Source organism: Streptococcus infantis, from assembly GCF_047463655.1.
GTDB lineage: Bacteria > Bacillota > Bacilli > Lactobacillales > Streptococcaceae > Streptococcus > Streptococcus infantis_Z.
Window position 1 is genome coordinate 1 of sequence record NZ_JASHDM010000001.1, and the last position, 18969, is coordinate 18969.

The following is an 18969-nucleotide window of genomic DNA, read 5'->3' on the forward strand; positions in this document are numbered from 1 at the left end:
ACAGTAGGGCTTAATGAAGCCACAATTAAGAAATATATTCAAGAGCAGGAAAAGCATGATATAGCACTAGATAAATTGAGTGTAAAAGAATATGAGGATCCCTTTAGGGATAGTGGTAAGTAATACTAAAGCCTCTTTAAGAGGCAAGTGACGAGTCAAGAGCAATGAGGCTTGAACAACATGAAAGCCAGCGTCTTTAGGCGCTGGCTGGTAATTTGGGCTTATAGCCCTGGTGCAAACCACCCGTTAGACGGGTGGTTATGATTGTCTACGAAAGTCGAGTTTTTAGATAGAGATTCTTAAATCGTCAGACTTTTTTCATTTTAATGCTAAAGGTGAAAATGTGGCGAAAATATGGTAAAATAGAGTACTAAGTAAACGTTAAAAAGGAATATTATGCGTAAAGAGATTGCACCCGAATTATATAATTACAATAAATTCCCTGGTCCTGAATTTCATCTATCTGGAGATAAAGTCGAAGCTGAAGGCTTTACCTTTACTTTAGTTGAAAATAGTAAGGATGCTTTTGATGCAACGGCATTTACTCAACGCTTTTCTGAAGTTTTAAGTAAGTTCGATTATATTGTTGGAGACTGGAGTAATGAGCAGTTGCGCTTACGTGGTTTCTACAAGAATGAGCGAGCAGAAGAGTCTCTTGAGAAAATCAGTCGTTTACAAGATTACCTACTTGAGTATTGTAGCTATGGTTGTGCCTATTTTGTTCTAGAAAATGAAGTTCCTAAACGAGCACCGTTTGACCAAAAGATGCGCAAAAAAGAGGAAGAAAAGGATTCTCGTAAAGGGAAAAAAACTTCCCAAAGTAAGAAAAAAAATCATACGGATAAGAGAAATAGACGCCGTTCAAAAGAACAGAAATCTCAGAAAGAAGACAAGGGGCAACGTCATTTCGTCATCCGTCAGAAAGATTAGAGAATAAGGAGAAAACATGAAACCGTCTATTTATAGTTTAACACGTCAAGGCATGCAAGAATGGGTCTTGGAGCAGGGAGAAAAGAAATTCCGTGCCGACCAAATCTGGGAGTGGCTTTACCGTAAACGTGTACAATCATTTGAAGAAATGACAAACTTATCTAAGGATTTGATTGCCAAACTCAATGATCAATTTGTAGTCAACCCTTTGAAACAACGCATCGTTCAAGAATCGGCTGATGGTACTGTAAAGTATCTCTTTGAGTTGCCAGATGGGATGTTGATTGAGACAGTGCTGATGCGTCAACACTACGGTTTGTCAGTCTGTGTAACAACTCAGGTAGGCTGCAATATCGGTTGTACCTTCTGTGCATCAGGCTTGATCAAGAAACAACGTGACCTTAATAACGGTGAAATTGTTGCACAGATTATGTTGGTTCAGAAATATTTTGACGAGCGTGGACAAGATGAACGTGTTAGTCATATTGTTGTTATGGGTATTGGAGAACCTTTTGATAACTACAATAATGTCTTGAACTTTATCCGTACCATCAATGACGATAAGGGAATGGCTATCGGTGCTCGCCATATCACCGTATCAACTTCTGGTTTGGCTCACAAAATCCGTGAATTTGCTAATGAAGGAGTTCAGGTCAACCTTGCTGTTTCTCTTCATGCTCCAAACAATGAACTGCGTTCAAGCATTATGAAGATTAACCGTGCCTTTCCAATTGAAAAACTCTTTGCTGCTATCGAGTATTATATTGAAACAACTAACCGTCGCGTAACTTTTGAATACATCATGTTGAATGAAGTCAACGATGGAGTTGAACAAGCGCTTGAGTTGGCTGAATTGCTTAAGAATATCAAGAAATTGTCTTATGTCAACTTGATTCCTTACAACCCAGTAAGTGAGCATGACCAATATAGTCGCAGTCCTAAAGAGCGTGTCATGGACTTCTATGATACACTCAAGAAAAAAGGTGTCAACTGTGTCGTTCGCCAGGAACATGGTACAGATATCGATGCGGCTTGTGGACAATTGCGTTCAAATACCATGAAGCGTGATCGCCAAAAAGCAGTAGCTGAAGTAAATCCATAAGATGAGTCGAAAAACATTACTAAGCTTGGGAGTGCTTTTATACAGTCTTTGTATCGTCTGTTTTTGTTTTACTCCCCAGCCTCAACTTCCTACAGGAGTGGAAACTCCAGGTATTCAAACTTTTGGACGCCTGGTTTTTCTTTTGACGCCTTTAAACTCCCTTTGGAAACTGGGTGAAGTAACCAGCCTTCTGCAGCTATTCTGGATATTTTTACAAAATGCCTTAAATATCCTTTTGCTCTTCCCGCTGATTTTCCAGCTTCTCTATCTCATGCCAGGTCTAAGAAATACTAAGAAAGTGATTCTTCTCAGTTTTCTATTGAGTCTAGGAATCGAATGTACACAGTTAGTTTTAGACTTTTTCTTGGACTTTAATCGGGTCTTTGAGATTGATGATTTGTGGACCAATACCTTGGGTGGCTACCTGGCTTGGGGCCTCTATAAACTATTACATAAAAATAAGATAAGGAATTAGAATGAGTATCTTAGAAGTTAAAAATTTGAGTCACGGTTTTGGTGACCGTGCGATTTTTGAAGATGTATCTTTCCGCCTCCTCAAAGGTGAACATATCGGCTTAGTTGGTGCCAATGGTGAAGGAAAATCAACCTTCATGAGCATTGTGACTGGTAAGATGTTACCAGATGAAGGGAAGGTTGAGTGGTCTAAATATGTGACTGCTGGCTACCTGGATCAGCATGCTGTGCTAAAGGAAGACCAAACCGTGCGAGATGTCTTGCGGACAGCCTTTGATGAGCTATTTAAAGCAGAAGCTCGTATCAATGACCTCTATATGGAAATGGCAGAGGACGGAGCGGATATTGATGCACTCATGGAAGAAGTTGGCGAACTTCAAGACCGTTTGGAAAGTCGTGATTTCTATACCTTGGATGCCAAGATTGATGAAGTAGCGCGTGCCCTTGGTGTCATGGATTTTGGGATGGATACGGATGTAACAGCCTTGTCAGGTGGACAAAGAACCAAGGTACTTTTGGCAAAACTTCTTCTTGAAAAGCCAGATATCTTGCTTCTGGACGAGCCAACCAACTACTTGGATGCTGAGCATATCGACTGGCTCAAACGCTATCTTCAGAACTATGAGAATGCCTTTGTTCTTATTTCACACGATATTCCTTTCCTCAACGACGTTATCAATATCGTCTATCATGTAGAAAATCAGCAGTTGACACGTTATTCAGGCGATTACTACCAGTTCCAAGAAGTCTATGCTATGAAGAAATCGCAATTGGAAGCAGCTTATGAACGTCAACAGAAAGAAATTGCGGATCTCAAGGATTTCGTAGCCCGTAATAAGGCGCGTGTTGCTACTCGTAACATGGCTATGTCTCGTCAAAAGAAATTAGACAAGATGGATATCATCGAACTTCAAAGTGAGAAACCAAAGCCATCCTTTGAATTCAAAACAGCTCGTACACCTGGACGCTTTATCTTCCAAGCCAAGGACTTGCAGATTGGCTACGATCGTCCCCTTACTAAACCATTAAATCTTACCTTTGAGCGCAATCAAAAGGTCGCTATCATCGGTGCCAACGGTATCGGGAAAACAACCCTCTTGAAGAGTCTTTTGGGAATCATTCCTCCAATTGCTGGGGAGGTTGAGCGAGGTGACTACCTAGAACTCGGCTACTTTGAACAAGAAGTGGAAGGTGGCAATCGCCAGACACCACTAGAAGCTGTCTGGAATGCCTTTCCGGCACTCAATCAAGCCGAAGTTCGTGCAGCCCTTGCTCGTTGTGGTCTGACGACTAAACATATCGAGAGTCAAATCCAAGTATTGTCAGGTGGGGAACAAGCCAAGGTGCGATTCTGTCTCTTGATGAATCGTGAAAACAATGTCCTTGTTCTTGACGAACCTACCAACCACTTGGATGTGGATGCCAAAGACGAACTCAAACGTGCTTTGAAAGAATACAAGGGTTCTATCCTCATGGTTTGTCACGAACCAGACTTCTACGAAGGCTGGATGGACCAGATCTGGGACTTCAATCAGCTGACATAAATAGTCATAAAAAAGCCAAGTCTGTGTGACTTGGCTTTTTGGCTAGTAATTCAAATAGGTTTCAAGATCAGATTTTTGGATTTCTTTCCCGTAGTGACAAATCGGGCAAGAAACGAAATAAGTTTTTCCGTAAGGAAAGAGTGGAATCCAGTAAAGGGTAAACTTACGTCCAGTTTCTGAAATTTTCCAAGTGTCGGTATGTTACAGTGACCACACTCGATAGTGGTTTGAGTATGTCCTAAGACCTTTTGCTAACCTTTCGAACCCCAGAATAAAATCATTTTCACATCTCTTTATTTTGGGGTCATCCTATTTTTTACTGAAATCGTAGTCCTTAACAATTTCAATGCTGTCAATAGTGATAGCAGTAGTTGGTTTGTCTTTTTCGTCTTTTTCAGCCTTGGCAATCTTGTCAACAACATCCATACCGTCGATGACTTGACCAAAGACAGGGTGCTTACCGTCTAGACTAGGATTTCCACCTTCTTTGTAGGCTTCGATAATTTTCTTTGGATAGCTACTTGTAGGGAGTTTGGCAGAAATATCCGTCGTATTTTGGTTGATGAAGAACTGGCTACCGTTTGAATTTGGTTGACCAGTATTGGCCATAGAGAGAGAACCACGAATGTTATAGAGATACGGAGAGATTTCGCTCTTGAAACCAGTTCCCTGGTCTTTAGTCTTATCCTTATCATGCCAGATGGATTCACCACCAGTACCATCCCCTTTTGGATCACCAGTCTGGACCATGAAGCCATCGATCACTCGGTGGAAGGTAACACCATTATAGTAGCCTTCTTTTGCGTGAGTTAGGAAATTTTCAACCGCAAGTGGAGCTAGCTTTGGAAAGAGTTTGATGCGGATATCTCCTTGACTGGTGTGGAGAATGACTTCAGCTTCGTCTTCAGCAACTTCCTTAGAGAGTTGTGGGAAGTTAGCATTCTCATTTGTCAAGGCGTCTTTGAGATCCTTGGCAGATTGGGCAGCTGCTTTGGAACTTTCTTCAGCAGCCAAGCTAGAATCTACATAGTCATCCCCTCGCAGACTACGTTGGATACTGCTACATCCAGCAAGGGCAAAAGTTGAGATTAATAGAAGTGTTGCTATTTTTTTCATGGGAATCCTTTCAAAAATCATTTCTACCATTGTACCCTAATTGAAAGTGGATTTCAAATGTTAGTGATAGGGAGATTTTCAGAAAACAGACCAGAAAACTAATGCTTAAAGATTCTTCTTTGGATGGCGGTCAATGATTGCTTGATGGTCCTTGAGAGCTTGTTCTCCTTTTGGAGTTAGTTTATAGCCACGAATCGAAAAGAGACTTGCTAATTCCTCTTCTGAAAAATGTTCATGAAGGGCTTGATCCAGGTCGCCAGCCTTCATTTTAGAAAGTCCAGTAACCCCCTTCTTCTTCAGGATATTCCTTTTCATGGTACTATTTAGATGGTCAAGCGAGTCAAAGGCTGTTTCAATAATAGCATAGCCTTTTTCAACAAGCGTTTCTAAATGTTTTGGGGCATCAATACCATATGTGTATTCGAAGTATTTAGGGAACCAGGTTTCAGTAGTGAATGTTCCAACGTTGATTCTCCAGAGGAGGATAATATCTCCTGCCAGGAGATTGTCTTCTAGTTGTTCCATATTTCGTTTTGGGACAGGCTTGGGATTTTGTAGCCAAGCCTCTATATCACGATCAGGAGAGATATAAGGCTTAACCTGATGGTCTTTGTAAATGTTTTCTAGACTAGTATTCATAAAGTTTCTCTTTCTAATTTAACTCTATTAGTCTAACAAATTTCTAAAAAATTTAAAAATTTTAAAGTCTGTCAAGTTTTTTTCTTGACACCTCTTAGAAATCTGTTATAATAGAACATGTGCTAAATAGCTCAGCTATTTCACCGAACTAAAAAAATAAAAGAAAAGAGATATTAAAAATGGCAGTAAAAATCCGTTTGACTCGTATGGGTTCTAAGAAAAAACCTTTCTACCGTATTAACGTAGCAGATTCACGTTCACCACGTGATGGACGTTTTATCGAAACAGTTGGAACTTACAACCCACTTGTTGCTGAAAACCAAGTAACTTTGAAAGAAGATCGCGTTCTTGCATGGTTGGCTGATGGAGCTCAACCTTCAGATACAGTACGCAACATCCTTTCAAAAGAAGGCGTATTGAAGAAATTCCACGATTCTAAATTCTCTAAATAATTCTAAAGTAGGTTGACAGATGGATACGATTGAAAATCTCATTATTGCAATTGTGAAACCTTTGATTTCACAACCAGATGCCTTAACTATCAAGATTGAAGATACACCAGAATTTTTGGAGTATCATTTGGATCTTGACCAAAGCGATGTGGGTCGTGTGATTGGTCGTAAGGGTCGCACTATCTCTGCGATAAGAACGATTGTCTACTCTGTCCCAACTGAAGACAAAAAAGTAAGAATCGTTATTGACGAAAAATAAGAAAAGCGGGACGGAAGTCTCGCTTTTTTGCTAGGAGTAGGATATGAAGGATTTAACAGTTAGACAACTACAAGCCTATTTGCTAGAACATTACCAGCAATCTCGTACAGAGGAAGGTCTTTTTATCAAGCTAGTAGAGGAAGTTGGTGAAGTAGCCGAGGTTTTAAATGGACGTTCTGGACGAAAAGAGGGAGTTCAGGACTCAAATGAGGAACTTGCTAAAGAACTTGCTGATATTATTCATTATACGGTTGCAATCGCAGCTATAAACGATATTGACCTAACCAAGACCATTTTTGAAAAAGATAAAAAGGCTGCCATCAAGTATCACCATGAACGAGATTTGGAAGGATATTTAGAAGCGGAAGGTCAGAACTAGCTTTTTTCTCCAACTTGTGAAAATACCTAGAACGTGATAAAATAAAGGGTAAGGATTTTTAATAATTCATTATATAGAATGAGTGGATTTCTTTATGAAGAGGATTGAAGTGTCTACAAAAATTGGTAGTCTCTCTGTTACTTATAAAAAGCAAAAGAAAATGCTTGTTTGTCTAAATGGAGCAGGTTTGATACCAAGTTATGAAAATTTTTCACTTATACTTGAAAAACTTCCTCCCACAATTGGTTATTTGACAATTGATTTTCCAAACACAGGTAGGAGTTCGATTCAGAACCTAGCTGGAAAAAATCTGGACAATCTTGTAGATGCAGTTTATGAAATTCTTAAAAAACTAAATATTTCTGATTATGTACTTTGTGTTCATAGCTTGAGTGGAATCTTAGCTTGCAAATTGATGAACAAAGATTTTAATTGTCAAGCTTTAGTGGCGATTGAACCGACCACTAAAAAAGTAATGTTTGCTGATTTTTCAAAGAATCCTTATCCAGAAATGGAAAAGCAAATGAGACTGATTGAAGAATTCGGTCCTGAACTTTATTTTAAGAACTTAACTCAAACCACCTTTAGCCCTGAAATTAATAAAAAGATATGGGAATTAATGCAAGAAAAAGGCTTAGAGTTGGAATCTCAAGTTCCGGGCTTTCAGGTATCTGTTGAGATCACCAAGGAAGATTTTGAGGATGTGTCAATAACAGATCGTATCCCTGTATTTATTTTTTGTCAGGCTTATAGAGAAAAAGAGTACAGAGAATTAGAATATTGGACTTCTAAGACTAAACTTATTCTAGGTGGAAGTCATCATTATTTACAGTGGTCCGAATCAGAAAAAATTGTAGATATTATTAAAAAATTGTAAGAAGAAAATGGAGATAAGGAAATTACAGGAGATCAAATGAACTATTTTAACGTTGGAAAAATCGTCAATACACAAGGTTTGCAAGGTGAGATGAGAGTCTTATCTGTGACGGATTTTTCGGAAGAACGCTTTAAAAAAGGTGCAGAGCTTGCCTTATTTGATGAGAAGGATCAATTTGTTAAAACAGTGACTATCGCGAGTCACCGTAAGCATAAAAACTTTGATATCATCAAATTTAAGGATATGTATCACATCAATGATATCGAAAAATACAAGGGACACAGTTTGAAGGTTGCAGAAGAAAACCTGAATGACCTGGATGAGGGTGAATTTTACTATCACGAGATTATTGGATTAGAGGTCTACGAGGGTGATAACTTGATTGGAACTATCAAGGAAATCCTTCAACCAGGTGCCAATGATGTCTGGGTAGTTAAGCGCAAGGGGAAACGCGATCTGCTTTTACCATATATCCCACCGGTTGTCCTTAATGTAGATATTCCTAATAAGCGTGTGGATGTAGAACTCTTAGAAGGGTTAGACGATGAAGATTGATATTTTAACCCTCTTTCCAGAGATGTTCTCGCCTCTAGAACATTCCATCGTTGGGAAAGCTCGTGAGAAGGGACTTCTTGACATCCAGTATCACAATTTTCGTGAATATGCTGAAAAGGCCCGTCATGTGGATGATGAACCATATGGCGGTGGTCAAGGGATGTTGCTACGTGCGCAGCCAATCTTTGATGCCTTTGATGCTATTGAAAAGAAGAATCCGCGCGTGATTCTTTTGGATCCTGCTGGTAAGCAGTTTGATCAAGCCTATGCTGAAGATTTAGCCCAAGAAGAAGAACTCATCTTTATCTGTGGTCACTACGAGGGCTATGATGAACGCATTAAGACCTTGGTAACAGATGAGATTTCTCTTGGTGATTATGTTCTAACTGGTGGAGAACTGGCAGCAATGACCATGATTGATGCGACGGTTCGCTTGATACCAGAAGTAATTGGGAAGGAAACCAGTCACCAAGATGATAGCTTCTCATCAGGCCTTCTTGAATACCCTCAGTACACACGTCCTTATGACTATCGTGGTATGGTGGTTCCAGAAGTGCTTATGAGTGGGCATCATGAGAAGATTCGTCAATGGCGTCTCTATGAAAGTCTCAAAAAAACTTATGAGCGTAGACCAGATTTGTTGGAACATTACGAATTAACAGCAGAAGAATCCAAAATGTTAGCAGACATTAAAGAAAATACAAATTAAAAGGAGAAGCCTATGCAAGTCATTAAACGTGATGGACAAGTTGCCGACTTTGATCCAGATAAAATCTATCAAGCCATTCTCAAAGCTGCTCAAACAGTTTATGTTTTGACCGATGATTTACGTCAAAATCTAGCTCAAGTAACTAAAAAAGTTGTCTTGGATCTAGAAGAAGCAAAAGTGGAGCGTGCCACTATCAGCATGATTCAATCAATGGTTGAGCATCGCTTGCTTGGCGCAGGCTACATTACCATCGCTGAACACTATATCTCTTACCGTTTGCAACGTGATTTAGAGAGAAGTGGTTACGGAGAACACATTGCTGTTCACCTTCATTTTGAACAAATTCGTTAATAGAAAAGAGTGAGATGAAGTAAACTCATCTCACTCTTTCTTAAATCGATTTTTTTGGGCTGTTTGGACAGTTGAGGGAACAAAACTCACTTTCTGAATATCTGGGATTCGAATAATGCGGGTCACATTTTTTGCAAAATTTTTAACGATAATTTGCTGGCGGTCCGTATCATATTTGATGATATCCCCTGTAAAACTTGTATTTGAAAAAATAATGTGGACAGCAGTTTTTTTTAGGAGGGCCTCTTTAATGGCACTTGTCAGGGAGTCGGCTTTGGAATGATCTGGTTCTTCTCGCCCGTCGAGAAAGCTTTGGAACTTTTGTTGAATGTAGTTAAATAAATCTTTCATCGGAGCCTCCCTTCTTTTTACCATTATATACAATTTTAAAAAAATCTACAAGATTTTACGAATAATCAAGTGAAGACAATCAAAAGGAGAATACAATGGCAGAATTTACATTTGAAATCGAAGAACACTTACTCACACTCTCAGAGAATGAAAAAGGTTGGACCAAGGAAATCAATCGTGTCAGCTTTAATGGAGCACCAGCAAAGTTTGACATTCGTGCTTGGAGTCCAGACCACACTAAGATGGGGAAAGGAATCACCCTCTCAAACGAAGAGTTTCAAGTGATGGTCGATGCCTTCAAAAATCAATAAGCAATCATATAAAGACAGACGAAAAGAGGTTGGGAGAAAATTCCCGACCTCCTTTCTTTCTTTATTTATGTGAAAAGTAGGGTTGATTACTAAGACGTTGAAGGAGTGGTCGTCCGATAAAACTAATGGCAATAATTTTTGCAAGATCAGGAATGATAAAGGGAATCACACCGACAGCGAGAGCCTTGTCAATGGGCATACCAGCGAGGAAGTGGAGGCTGAGGATACCACCGACAAAGACAAGGGAATCACCCAAGAGATTGGCTAGGAAAATACGTACAACACCACTATTTGTGTGTGTTAGATAGGAAGCAAGCCCAGCATAGACAAGGTCAAACCATAGATAACCAGCACTTGGCCCAATTAAAACGTGGAAACCAGCTCCTCCACTAGCAAAGACAGGAAGACCAATGGCACCCAGTAATAGATAGAGTCCAACAGAGAGAACAGCTTCCCTTGGTCTAAAAACAGTAGCAATGAGACCGATAGCAAAGTTTTGCAGAGTAAATGGTACAGGACCAATTGGGATACTGATTTGGGCTAATACTGCAATCAGAGCAGCCCCAATAGCAGGAATAGCGTAAATGTGTGCTTTTTTCATAATAGTTAACCTCTTTTGTAATTTATAGTAACTATTATACTTTAAGAAACATAATTGTCAACCTATTTTAAAAACAAAGGTTACAAATTTGTAACGGCCGATTTAGAGAGAGCCGGAGGCCAAGAGATTTTTCAAAACACAGATAAATCTTATCCGTAATAAAAAGACTAGCCTTATAGAGCTTGGCTACCATATAGTGAAAATTATTAGGAATCCTGATGGGATGCTATTTTTAAGTGTTTTATAATTTGCTCTAGTAAAAGAAAAAGATTGAAGAAAATGGTCTTAAATAGGCCTTTTCTTCAATCTGAGTGACCGTGATGGTTTCATTTAAAATTATTAACGCATGGTGACAAATTCTTCTGATCCTGTTGGATGGATAGCAACTGTAGCGTCAAAGTCTGCTTTTGTAGCGCCCATCTTGATTGCTACTGCAAAACCTTGAATCATTTCATCGACGCCGTAGCCGATACCATGAAGACCAACGACCTTTTCGTCCGCACCAGCTGTAATGAGCTTGAAGCGAGCTTCTTGTCGGTGGCTGGTAACTGCAGAATACATAGATGCAAATTTTGAAGTATAGACTTTGATGTTTTCTTGTCCATACTCTTTAATGGCTTCTTCCTCAGTCAGACCGACAGTTCCGATAGCTGGGTGTGAAAAGACTACAGTTGGAATAGTAGTGTAGTCCATTTTAGCATTGGTTTTACCGTTGAAGAGTCTTTCGGATAGGGTACGGCCAGCCTTGATTGCGACAGGAGTAAGTTCTTTCTCACCCGTTACATCTCCAAGAGCGTAGATACCATCAACGACTGTGTTTTGGTATTCGTCAACTTGGATGAAACCACGTTCATTGAGAGTAACGCCTGCCTTTTCTAGCTGGAGTCCTTCAACGTTTGGACGGCGACCAGTTGCCCAGATAACTTGACTGGCAGTATGAGTACTACCATCTTCGAAATGAATGGTAATGCCTTGTTCAGTTTCTTCAAGTTTAGCAGGAACCTTATGGGTGTGGAGGTTTAATCCAGTGTTGGCCATTTCTTGAACTAGACTCTCAACAATATAACTATCAAATCCACGAAGTGGACGATCACGACGGACGAATAAATCTGTCTGTACACCAAGAGTATAGAGCACGCCAGCTAATTCGACAGCAATGTAACCAGCACCCAGAATGGCTACAGAATCAGGCAACTCTTCCCAAGCAAAGACATCATCAGAACTACCACCTAGTTCAGCACCAGGAATGGCAGGAATATGAGGATGGGCCCCAGTTGCAATCACGATGTGCTTAGCACGGATCAACTCACCATTGACACTGACTGTATGAGCGTCAACGAACTCGGCGCGTCCTTCAATCAAATCAACTCCGTTACGCTTGAAGCTTCCACCATAAGAAGAGCGAGCACGATCAATATAGGCTTCACGATTTTTACGAAGCCTTGCATAATCAAATTCATTGCCAGTACTTGTAAAACCATAGTCAGGTCCATATTTGTGGATGCTCTCTGCGATTTGAGCTCCATACCACATGATTTTCTTAGGAACGCAGCCAATATTGACACAGGTTCCACCTAATTTCTTTTGCTCAATAACTGCCGCTTTAGCACCATGTTCACCAGCACGATTCATGGTAGCAATACCCCCGCTACCTCCTCCAATGGCGATAATATCGTATTCTCTCATAGAAAGCTCCTTTGTTATTTTCTAGTCATATTCTATCTTTTTTTGAAGGTCAATGCAAAAATCTGCTACGTATAAAATTTTTAAGAAAATGCTTGCAAAAATAAAAAAGAAAGTGTATTATATAACTAATACAACAATAAAAGATTTAGCAAATGTTTTTGGATAATGAGAAATAAATTGTCCATTTTTAGGATATGTGCTATAATCTTAACATATATATTTATAAAAGGGGTATTGCTATGAAAAGAAAGTCAAAAGCTAAGAAATGGCCTTTATTTACTGCTATTGGAGTGGCGTCAGTTCTTGTAGTGGGTGCAGCTGCTGTTCTTCTGTTAAGACAACCAAATCAAGCTGCAGCAAAAGATGAAACTGCTAAGATTGTCCTTGCTAAAGAGGGGTCTGTGGCATCTTCAGTTCTTTTATCTGGTACAGTAACTGCTCAGAATGAACAATACATCTATTATGATGCAAGCAAGGGTGACTTGGATGAGGTCTTGGTTTCTGTTGGTGATCAGGTCAGCGAAGGACAGGCTCTCGTCAAGTATAGTAGCACAGAAGCCCAGGCTGCCTATGATGCTGCCAGTCGTGCTGTTGCTAAAGCTAACCGTCATATCAATGAACTGAATGAGTCTCGAAATACCGCCGCAGCAACACCTAGCCTTCCGCAAGCAGGTCTAGAAGGAGCAACTGGACAAGCGCCAGCTCAGTCACCCGGTTCTGCCACAGCTGCTATTGATTCTCAAATCAGCGATGCTCGTGATGTGCGTGCAGATGCAGAAGCGCAACTTGAAAAAGCCCAAGCTCAGTTGAATGCTGCTACGGTATTGAGTACGGTGGAGGGAACAGTTGTTGAAGTAAATCGTAACGTTTCAAAATCTCCAACAGGAAATAGTCAAGTTTTGGTTCATATCGTAAGTAACGATAACTTGCAGGTCAAGGGAGAGCTTTCTGAGTACAACCTTGCCAATCTATCTGTAGGCCAAGAAGTCACTTTTACTTCCAAGGTTTACCCAGATAAAACTTGGAATGGCAAGATTAGCTATATTTCAAATTATCCAAAAAATAACAGTGAAGCAAGTAGTAGCTTAGCTGCTTCAAACACAGGTTCTAAATATCCATATACAGTCGATGTAACTAGTGAAATCGGTGATTTGAAACAGGGCTTTACAGTCAGTGTTGAAGTGAAAAGCACTAGCAAAGCATTGATTGTTCCGATCACCAGCGTAGTCATGGAAGAAGACAAAAACTATGTTTGGATTCTTGATGAAAATCAAAAGGCCAAAAAAGTTGAAGTTGGATTGGGCAATGCGGACGCAGAAAACCAAGAAATCACATCTGGTTTGACAGATGGAGCAAAAGTCATCAGTAATCCGACAGCTTCCTTAGAAGAAGGGAAAGAGGTGAAGACTGATGAAGCAACTAATTAGCCTCAAAAATATCTGCCGTAGCTATCGAAATGGTGACCAAGAACTTCAAGTCCTTAAAAACATTAACCTAGAAGTTCAAGAGGGAGAATTTGTAGCTATCATGGGACCATCCGGTTCAGGTAAGTCAACCCTCATGAACACCATTGGGATGTTGGATACTCCTACAAGTGGTCAGTATTTTCTAGATGGAAAAGAAGTAGCTGGTCTGGGTGAAAAACAATTAGCCAAGGTTCGAAATCAAGAAATCGGATTTGTCTTTCAACAGTTCTTTCTCTTGTCTAAAATGAATGCCCTCCAAAATGTGGAACTTCCTCTGATTTATGCAGGAGTTGGTGCTTCAAAACGTCGCAAATTAGCAGAAGAGTATCTGGAAAAGGTTGAGTTGACTGAGCGTAGCCATCACTTACCTTCGGAGTTGTCAGGTGGTCAGAAGCAAAGAGTTGCCATAGCGCGTGCACTTGTTAACAATCCTTCGATTATCTTGGCAGATGAGCCTACTGGAGCCCTTGATACTAAAACAGGAAACCAGATTATGCAGCTCTTGGTTGAATTAAACAAAGAAGGAAAAACAATTATTATGGTAACGCATGAGCCTGAAATTGCTGCTTATGCTAAACGTCAGATTGTCATCCGTGATGGTGTTATTTCGTCTGATAGTGGTCTCGTAGAAAAGGAGGAAAACTAAGATGCAGAATCTGAAATTTGCCTTTTCATCCATTATGGCCCATAAGATGCGTTCCTTCCTGACCATGATCGGTATCATCATAGGTGTTTCCTCCGTTGTCGTTATCATGGCTTTGGGAGATTCCATGTCTCGTCAGGTCAATAAAAACATGACCAAGTCCCAGAAAGACATCCATGTCTTTTTCTCACCTACCAAGAGTAAGGACGGATCCTTCACCCAGAAGCAATCTGCTCTGACCTTATCTGGTGGAGAGGAAGATGTCTTTGTTGAACTACCTAAACCACAAGAAGCCTGGGTTAAAGAAGCTGCTAAACTGAAAGGTGTGGACAGCTACTATGTAACCAACTCATCCAATGTGACCTTGACTTATAAGGATAAAAAGGTTGAACGTGCCAGCTTGACAGGTGGCAACATTACCTATATGGATGCGGTTGAAAATAAAATTATTGCGGGTCGTAGTTTAAGACCACAAGATTATAAGGATTTCGCAAGTGTGATCATTTTAGATGAAGAGCTTGCCAATAGCCTTTTTGGTTCAGCACAAGAAGCTCTCAACCAAATTGTTGAAGTAAATGAAATCAGTTACCGTGTTATTGGTGTTTATGCAAGTAAGGAAGCTAAGGCTGCGAAAACATTTGGTGTCGGAGGACTACCAATCACGACCAATATTTCCTTAGCAGCTAATTTTAACACAGATGAGATTTCAAATATTGTCTTTCGTGTCAATGATACTAGCTTAACCCAGACTTTAGGACCAGAGTTGGCAAGAAGAATGACAGAGATTGCAGGTCTTCAACAAGGGGAATATCAAGTTGCAGATGCGTCTGCTGCCTTCCAAGAAGTTCAACAACTCTTTGGCTTCATAACAACGATTATTAGTGCCATTGCAGGGATTTCCCTTTTTGTCGGTGGTACTGGTGTTATGAACATTATGCTCGTTTCAGTGACAGAGCGTACCCGCGAGATTGGTCTACGGAAAGCACTAGGAGCAACTCGGGGTAATATTCTGGTTCAGTTCTTGATTGAATCCATGATTCTAACCTTGTTAGGAGGGGTCATCGGTCTGGTGCTGGCTGCAGGGGTGACTATGCTTGCAGGTGTCCTTCTTCAAAACATGATTGCAGGAATCGAAGTTGGCGTATCCATCCCAATCGCTCTCTTTAGTTTAGCTGTCTCAGCTGGTATCGGTATGATATTTGGTGTTTTACCAGCCAACAAGGCTTCTAAACTAGACCCGATTGAAGCCCTTCGATATGAATAAAATAAACAACAGGAAAAACAAGATGGACACTTGTCTATCTTGTTTTTTGTATGGATTTCCATTTCGAAAATCACTAAAAATATGGTATAATGAAGTGTTATAAAAACAGGTTTCATTTGCCTGGAAAGGAAATATTATGTCTGAAAAGAATTTTTATATTACAACACCGATTTACTATCCATCTGGTAAACTTCATATCGGTTCTGCCTACACTACCATCGCTTGTGATGTCCTAGCTCGCTACAAACGACTCATGGGCTACGATGTCTTTTATTTGACAGGTCTGGATGAGCATGGTCAAAAGATTCAACAGAAAGCAGAAGAAGCTGGCATCACACCACAAGCCTATGTTGACGGCATGGCAGTTGGAGTTAAAGAACTCTGGAAATTGCTTGATATCTCATACGATAAATTCATCCGTACCACAGATGACTACCATGAAAAAGTAGTGGCTCAAGTTTTTGAACGTTTGCTTGCTCAAGATGATATCTACTTGGGTGAATACTCTGGTTGGTATTCAGTTTCAGATGAGGAATTCTTTACAGAAAGCCAGCTTGCGGAAGTTTTCCGTGACGAAGCAGGAAATGTAACGGGCGGTATCGCACCATCAGGACACGAAGTAGAGTGGGTTTCAGAAGAATCTTATTTCCTTCGCCTCAGCAAATACCAAGACCGTTTGGTCGAATTTTTCAAATCTCACCCTGACTTCATCACTCCAGATGGACGTCTCAATGAAATGTTAAGAAACTTCATCGAGCCGGGTTTGGAAGACTTGGCAGTTTCTCGTACAACCTTTACATGGGGAGTTCCAGTTCCATCAAATCCTAAACACGTAGTTTACGTTTGGATTGATGCCCTTCTTAACTATGCGACAGCTCTTGGTTATGGTCAAGATGAACATGGCAACTTTGACAAGTTCTGGAACGGAACAGTCTTCCACATGGTAGGAAAGGATATTCTTCGTTTCCACTCAATCTACTGGCCAATCCTTCTTATGATGTTGGATATCAAATTACCTGACCGTTTGATTGCCCACGGTTGGTTTGTCATGAAAGACGGTAAGATGTCTAAGTCTAAAGGAAATGTCGTTTACCCTGAAATGTTAGTAGAGCGCTATGGTCTCGATCCACTTCGTTACTACCTCATGCGTAGCCTTCCAGTTGGTTCAGACGGAACCTTCACTCCAGAGGACTATGTAGGTCGTATCAACTATGAATTGGCAAATGACCTCGGAAACCTCCTCAACCGTACGGTTTCTATGATTAACAAGTACTTTGATGGACAAATCCCTGCCTATGTAGAAGGTGTAACTGAGTTTGACAATGCACTTGCTGACGTTGCAGAACAATCAATCGCTGACTACCATACCTACATGGAAGCAGTTGACTATCCGCGTGCGCTTGAAGCAGTCTGGACTCTTATCTCACGTACTAATAAATACATCGATGAGACAGCTCCATGGGTACTGGCCAAGGATGAAGCGCATCGTGACCAATTGGCAAGTGTTATGAGCCATTTGGCAGCCAGCCTTCGTGTCGTAGCTCACATGATTGAACCATTTATGATGGAAACCAGTCGTGCAGTCTTGACTCAACTTGGTCTCGCAGAAGTTTCTAGCCTTGAAAACTTGAGCTTGGCTGATTTCCCTGCAGGAGTAACAGTAGTTGTCAAAGGAACACCAATCTTCCCACGTCTGGATATGGAAGAAGAAATCGCCTATATCAAGGAACAAATGGAAGGTAACAAGCCAGCCGTCGAAAAAGAATGGAATCCAGATGAAGTTGAACTCAAACTAAACAAGGATGAAATCAAATTTGAGGACTTCGACAAGGTTGAAATCCGTGTTGCTGAAGTCAAAGAAGTTTCTAAAGTGGAAGGTTCTGATAAGTTGCTTCAATTCCACCTAGATGCTGGAGATGGTGAAGATCGTCAAATTCTCTCAGGAATTGCTAAGTACTATCCAAACGAACAAGAATTAGTTGGCAAGAAGGTACAAATCGTTGCCAACCTTAAACCACGTAAGATGATGAAAAAATATGTCAGCCAAGGGATGATTCTCTCAGCTGAACATGATGGCAAATTAACCCTTCTCACAGTTGATCCAGCTGTACCAAACGGAAGTGTGATTGGCTAAGATTTAAAAAGGACCAGTTTGAACTGGTTCTTTTCTTATGTAAGGTATCAGTTGATAAAAGCGTCATTCTGCTTTATAATGAAGAAAAGCGGAGGAAATTGCCATGAAATACATTCCATTCGGTCAAGAGAAAAGAGAACTATCAGAAATCGTCCTAGGCATGATGCGAATCAGTGACAAGTCGGTCAAAGAAGTAGAGGAACTGGTTGAAACAGCCCTATCTGTCGGAATCAATGCCTTTGACCTAGCTGATATCTATGGTGGAGGTCGTTGTGAAGAATTACTAGGTCAAGTGTTAAACAATCGTCCTGACCTGCGAGAAAAGATGTGGATTCAGTCCAAGTGTGGCATTCGCATAGAAGAATTTACCTATTTTGATTTTTCAATAGATTATATTTTAGAGTCAGTTGATGGGATTCTACAACGATTGCAGGTTGATTACCTAGATAGCTTGCTTCTCCATCGCCCAGATGCCTTAATGGAAGCTGATCAAGTAGCAGAGGCCTTTGATATCCTTCACAAATCAGGTAAGGTTCGAGATTTTGGTGTATCCAACCAAAATCCTATGATGATGGAATTACTGAAGAAAGAGGTCAAACAACCTCTATCTATTAATCAGCTCCAACTAAGTGCAGCTTTCACGCCAGGATTTGAAGCAGGTTTCCATGTCAATATGGAAGGTGACAAGGCTGCTGTACGTGATGGAAGCATCTTTGAATACTGCAAACTAAACGATATGGTCATTCAGGCCTGGTCAGTTTTGCAGTTTGGCTATTTTAAGGGCAATTTTGTTGGCAAAGAGCAATTTCAAAATCTAAATAAGGTTCTAAATCGATTAGCTTTAAAATACGGTGTGAGCCCATCAGCCATTGCTATCGCTTGGGTGTTACGCTACCCAGCCAAGATGCAGGCAGTAGTGGGAACAACTAACCCTAAACATTTGATAGAAGCTAGCCAAGCAAGTAACCTGACTCTAACTCGAAAAGAATGGTATGAGATTTACCTAGCAGCAGGGAATGATTTGCCTTAGAGACTAAAACGCTATCCTATCAAGAGCGAGATTCTAACTCGTTCTTTTTAAATTTGTAAAAATATTTATATAATTGTTTGAAAATACAAACTATAA

At 40.4% G+C, this 18969-nt stretch carries 22 protein-coding genes and 2 pseudogenes; 18 read left to right on the forward strand and 6 right to left on the reverse strand.

From position 1 onward, the window contains the following. The 5 genes and pseudogenes from QM877_RS00005 to QM877_RS00025 all read left to right on the forward strand — a co-directional run. A pseudogene (locus QM877_RS00005) lies at nt 1–123 on the forward strand (IS200/IS605 family transposase); the annotation flags it as partial. Nucleotides 124–396: 273 nt separating this feature from the next. Beyond that, on the forward strand, nt 397–930 hold the full coding sequence (locus QM877_RS00010) for a YutD-like domain-containing protein (protein WP_414273312.1): 534 nt from the start codon (nt 397–399) through the stop codon (nt 928–930). 16 nt (nt 931–946) lie between these two features. Next, nucleotides 947–2032: a 23S rRNA (adenine(2503)-C(2))-methyltransferase RlmN gene (rlmN, locus tag QM877_RS00015; protein ID WP_414317164.1), complete on the forward strand. Its 1086-nt coding sequence runs from the start codon at nt 947–949 to the stop codon at nt 2030–2032. 1 nt (nt 2033) lies between these two features. Then, nucleotides 2034–2507 (forward strand): VanZ family protein, encoded by a 474-nt coding sequence (locus QM877_RS00020; protein ID WP_414317165.1) that lies wholly within the window; start codon nt 2034–2036, stop codon nt 2505–2507. Between the two features lies 1 nt (nt 2508). Then, nucleotides 2509–4050 carry an ABC-F family ATP-binding cassette domain-containing protein gene (locus QM877_RS00025; RefSeq protein WP_414317166.1) on the forward strand — a complete coding sequence of 514 codons (1542 nt, stop codon included), beginning with the start codon at nt 2509–2511 and terminating at the stop codon, nt 4048–4050. A 42-nt stretch (nt 4051–4092) separates the two neighbouring features. On the opposite strand, the pseudogene QM877_RS00030 reads toward QM877_RS00025, so the two are convergent. The 3 genes and pseudogenes from QM877_RS00030 to QM877_RS00040 all read right to left on the reverse strand — a co-directional run bounded on the left by QM877_RS00030 (nt 4093) and on the right by QM877_RS00040 (nt 5805). Further along, nucleotides 4093–4271: pseudogene (locus QM877_RS00030) on the reverse strand (zinc-ribbon domain-containing protein). Nucleotides 4272–4359: 88 nt separating this feature from the next. Next, the gene (locus tag QM877_RS00035) at nt 4360–5166 is read right to left on the reverse strand and encodes a peptidylprolyl isomerase (RefSeq protein WP_000717397.1); all 807 of its coding nucleotides are present in this window, start codon (nt 5164–5166) and stop codon (nt 4360–4362) included. A gap of 105 nt (nt 5167–5271) precedes the next feature. After that, nucleotides 5272–5805 (reverse strand): hypothetical protein, encoded by a 534-nt coding sequence (locus QM877_RS00040; protein ID WP_414317167.1) that lies wholly within the window; start codon nt 5803–5805, stop codon nt 5272–5274. Nucleotides 5806–5984: 179 nt separating this feature from the next. Between QM877_RS00040 and rpsP the strand changes: the two genes are divergently transcribed. From rpsP to QM877_RS00075, 7 genes are all read left to right on the forward strand, one after another. Then, nucleotides 5985–6257 carry a 30S ribosomal protein S16 gene (gene rpsP / locus QM877_RS00045; protein ID WP_000268760.1) on the forward strand — a complete coding sequence of 91 codons (273 nt, stop codon included), beginning with the start codon at nt 5985–5987 and terminating at the stop codon, nt 6255–6257. Between the two features lie 19 nt (nt 6258–6276). After that, nucleotides 6277–6516 (forward strand): RNA-binding protein KphA, encoded by a 240-nt coding sequence (gene kphA, locus QM877_RS00050; protein ID WP_000379617.1) that lies wholly within the window; start codon nt 6277–6279, stop codon nt 6514–6516. Between the two features lie 43 nt (nt 6517–6559). Further along, complete coding sequence (locus QM877_RS00055; protein ID WP_000654200.1) at nt 6560–6895, forward strand: MazG nucleotide pyrophosphohydrolase domain-containing protein; 336 nt, start codon at nt 6560–6562, stop codon at nt 6893–6895. 94 nt (nt 6896–6989) lie between these two features. Beyond that, entirely contained in the window at nt 6990–7772 is a 783-nt protein-coding gene (locus QM877_RS00060; RefSeq protein ID WP_414317168.1) for an alpha/beta fold hydrolase, read from the forward strand. Between the two features lie 36 nt (nt 7773–7808). After that, entirely contained in the window at nt 7809–8327 is a 519-nt protein-coding gene (rimM, locus tag QM877_RS00065; RefSeq protein WP_316108272.1) for a ribosome maturation factor RimM, read from the forward strand. Next, nucleotides 8317–9036 (forward strand): tRNA (guanosine(37)-N1)-methyltransferase TrmD, encoded by a 720-nt coding sequence (gene trmD, locus QM877_RS00070; RefSeq protein ID WP_414317169.1) that lies wholly within the window; start codon nt 8317–8319, stop codon nt 9034–9036. Before rimM ends, trmD begins: the two co-directional genes overlap by 11 nt. A gap of 12 nt (nt 9037–9048) precedes the next feature. Continuing rightward, on the forward strand, nt 9049–9387 hold the full coding sequence (locus QM877_RS00075) for an ATP cone domain-containing protein (RefSeq protein ID WP_001196044.1): 339 nt from the start codon (nt 9049–9051) through the stop codon (nt 9385–9387). 30 nt (nt 9388–9417) lie between these two features. Here QM877_RS00075 and QM877_RS00080 read toward each other — a convergent pair whose 3' ends face one another. Continuing rightward, nucleotides 9418–9738 carry a hypothetical protein gene (locus tag QM877_RS00080; RefSeq protein ID WP_414317170.1) on the reverse strand — a complete coding sequence of 107 codons (321 nt, stop codon included), beginning with the start codon at nt 9736–9738 and terminating at the stop codon, nt 9418–9420. A 95-nt stretch (nt 9739–9833) separates the two neighbouring features. Here QM877_RS00080 and QM877_RS00085 point away from each other — a divergent pair, with 95 nt between their 5' ends. Next, nucleotides 9834–10049, forward strand: a complete 216-nt coding sequence (locus tag QM877_RS00085; RefSeq protein WP_000807425.1) for a YdbC family protein — start codon at nt 9834–9836, stop codon at nt 10047–10049. Between the two features lie 61 nt (nt 10050–10110). Here QM877_RS00085 and QM877_RS00090 read toward each other — a convergent pair whose 3' ends face one another. Then, nucleotides 10111–10650 carry a biotin transporter BioY gene (locus tag QM877_RS00090; protein WP_414317171.1) on the reverse strand — a complete coding sequence of 180 codons (540 nt, stop codon included), beginning with the start codon at nt 10648–10650 and terminating at the stop codon, nt 10111–10113. Between the two features lie 339 nt (nt 10651–10989). Further along, entirely contained in the window at nt 10990–12336 is a 1347-nt protein-coding gene (gor, locus tag QM877_RS00095; RefSeq protein ID WP_414317172.1) for a glutathione-disulfide reductase, read from the reverse strand. Between the two features lie 239 nt (nt 12337–12575). On the opposite strand from gor, the gene QM877_RS00100 reads away from it, so the two are divergent. The 5 genes from QM877_RS00100 to QM877_RS00120 all read left to right on the forward strand — a co-directional run bounded on the left by QM877_RS00100 (nt 12576) and on the right by QM877_RS00120 (nt 18873). Next, complete coding sequence (locus QM877_RS00100) at nt 12576–13763, forward strand: efflux RND transporter periplasmic adaptor subunit (protein ID WP_414317173.1); 1188 nt, start codon at nt 12576–12578, stop codon at nt 13761–13763. Continuing rightward, a complete protein-coding gene (locus QM877_RS00105; protein WP_075229145.1) occupies nt 13747–14448 on the forward strand; it encodes an ABC transporter ATP-binding protein in 702 nt (233 codons plus the stop codon). The genes QM877_RS00100 and QM877_RS00105 overlap by 17 nt, the downstream gene beginning before the upstream one ends. 1 nt (nt 14449) lies before the next feature. Beyond that, nucleotides 14450–15709 (forward strand): ABC transporter permease, encoded by a 1260-nt coding sequence (locus QM877_RS00110; RefSeq protein ID WP_414317174.1) that lies wholly within the window; start codon nt 14450–14452, stop codon nt 15707–15709. A 136-nt stretch (nt 15710–15845) separates the two neighbouring features. Continuing rightward, nucleotides 15846–17843: a methionine--tRNA ligase gene (gene metG / locus QM877_RS00115; protein ID WP_414317175.1), complete on the forward strand. Its 1998-nt coding sequence runs from the start codon at nt 15846–15848 to the stop codon at nt 17841–17843. A 103-nt stretch (nt 17844–17946) separates the two neighbouring features. Beyond that, complete coding sequence (locus QM877_RS00120; RefSeq protein WP_414317176.1) at nt 17947–18873, forward strand: aldo/keto reductase; 927 nt, start codon at nt 17947–17949, stop codon at nt 18871–18873. Nucleotides 18874–18969: the final 96 nt, after the last annotated feature.

What these genes read in the sequence shown, in the direction of transcription:
- rpsP (WP_000268760.1), top strand. Translation starts at nt 5,985, where the DNA reads ATGGCAGTAAAAATCCGTTTGACTCGTATGGGTTCTAAGAAAAAACCT.
- rlmN (WP_414317164.1), top strand. Translation starts at nt 947, where the DNA reads ATGAAACCGTCTATTTATAGTTTAACACGTCAAGGCATGCAAGAATGG.
- rimM (WP_316108272.1), top strand. Translation starts at nt 7,809, where the DNA reads ATGAACTATTTTAACGTTGGAAAAATCGTCAATACACAAGGTTTGCAA.
- QM877_RS00090 (WP_414317171.1), bottom strand. Translation starts at nt 10,650, where the DNA reads ATGAAAAAAGCACACATTTACGCTATTCCTGCTATTGGGGCTGCTCTG.
- QM877_RS00100 (WP_414317173.1), top strand. Translation starts at nt 12,576, where the DNA reads ATGAAAAGAAAGTCAAAAGCTAAGAAATGGCCTTTATTTACTGCTATT.
- QM877_RS00060 (WP_414317168.1), top strand. Translation starts at nt 6,990, where the DNA reads ATGAAGAGGATTGAAGTGTCTACAAAAATTGGTAGTCTCTCTGTTACT.
- QM877_RS00040 (WP_414317167.1), bottom strand. Translation starts at nt 5,805, where the DNA reads ATGAATACTAGTCTAGAAAACATTTACAAAGACCATCAGGTTAAGCCT.
- QM877_RS00025 (WP_414317166.1), top strand. Translation starts at nt 2,509, where the DNA reads ATGAGTATCTTAGAAGTTAAAAATTTGAGTCACGGTTTTGGTGACCGT.
- gor (WP_414317172.1), bottom strand. Translation starts at nt 12,336, where the DNA reads ATGAGAGAATACGATATTATCGCCATTGGAGGAGGTAGCGGGGGTATT.
- QM877_RS00010 (WP_414273312.1), top strand. Translation starts at nt 397, where the DNA reads ATGCGTAAAGAGATTGCACCCGAATTATATAATTACAATAAATTCCCT.
- kphA (WP_000379617.1), top strand. Translation starts at nt 6,277, where the DNA reads ATGGATACGATTGAAAATCTCATTATTGCAATTGTGAAACCTTTGATT.
- QM877_RS00055 (WP_000654200.1), top strand. Translation starts at nt 6,560, where the DNA reads ATGAAGGATTTAACAGTTAGACAACTACAAGCCTATTTGCTAGAACAT.
- trmD (WP_414317169.1), top strand. Translation starts at nt 8,317, where the DNA reads ATGAAGATTGATATTTTAACCCTCTTTCCAGAGATGTTCTCGCCTCTA.
- QM877_RS00035 (WP_000717397.1), bottom strand. Translation starts at nt 5,166, where the DNA reads ATGAAAAAAATAGCAACACTTCTATTAATCTCAACTTTTGCCCTTGCT.
- QM877_RS00020 (WP_414317165.1), top strand. Translation starts at nt 2,034, where the DNA reads ATGAGTCGAAAAACATTACTAAGCTTGGGAGTGCTTTTATACAGTCTT.
- QM877_RS00080 (WP_414317170.1), bottom strand. Translation starts at nt 9,738, where the DNA reads ATGAAAGATTTATTTAACTACATTCAACAAAAGTTCCAAAGCTTTCTC.
- QM877_RS00120 (WP_414317176.1), top strand. Translation starts at nt 17,947, where the DNA reads ATGAAATACATTCCATTCGGTCAAGAGAAAAGAGAACTATCAGAAATC.
- QM877_RS00105 (WP_075229145.1), top strand. Translation starts at nt 13,747, where the DNA reads ATGAAGCAACTAATTAGCCTCAAAAATATCTGCCGTAGCTATCGAAAT.
- QM877_RS00075 (WP_001196044.1), top strand. Translation starts at nt 9,049, where the DNA reads ATGCAAGTCATTAAACGTGATGGACAAGTTGCCGACTTTGATCCAGAT.
- QM877_RS00085 (WP_000807425.1), top strand. Translation starts at nt 9,834, where the DNA reads ATGGCAGAATTTACATTTGAAATCGAAGAACACTTACTCACACTCTCA.
- QM877_RS00110 (WP_414317174.1), top strand. Translation starts at nt 14,450, where the DNA reads ATGCAGAATCTGAAATTTGCCTTTTCATCCATTATGGCCCATAAGATG.
- metG (WP_414317175.1), top strand. Translation starts at nt 15,846, where the DNA reads ATGTCTGAAAAGAATTTTTATATTACAACACCGATTTACTATCCATCT.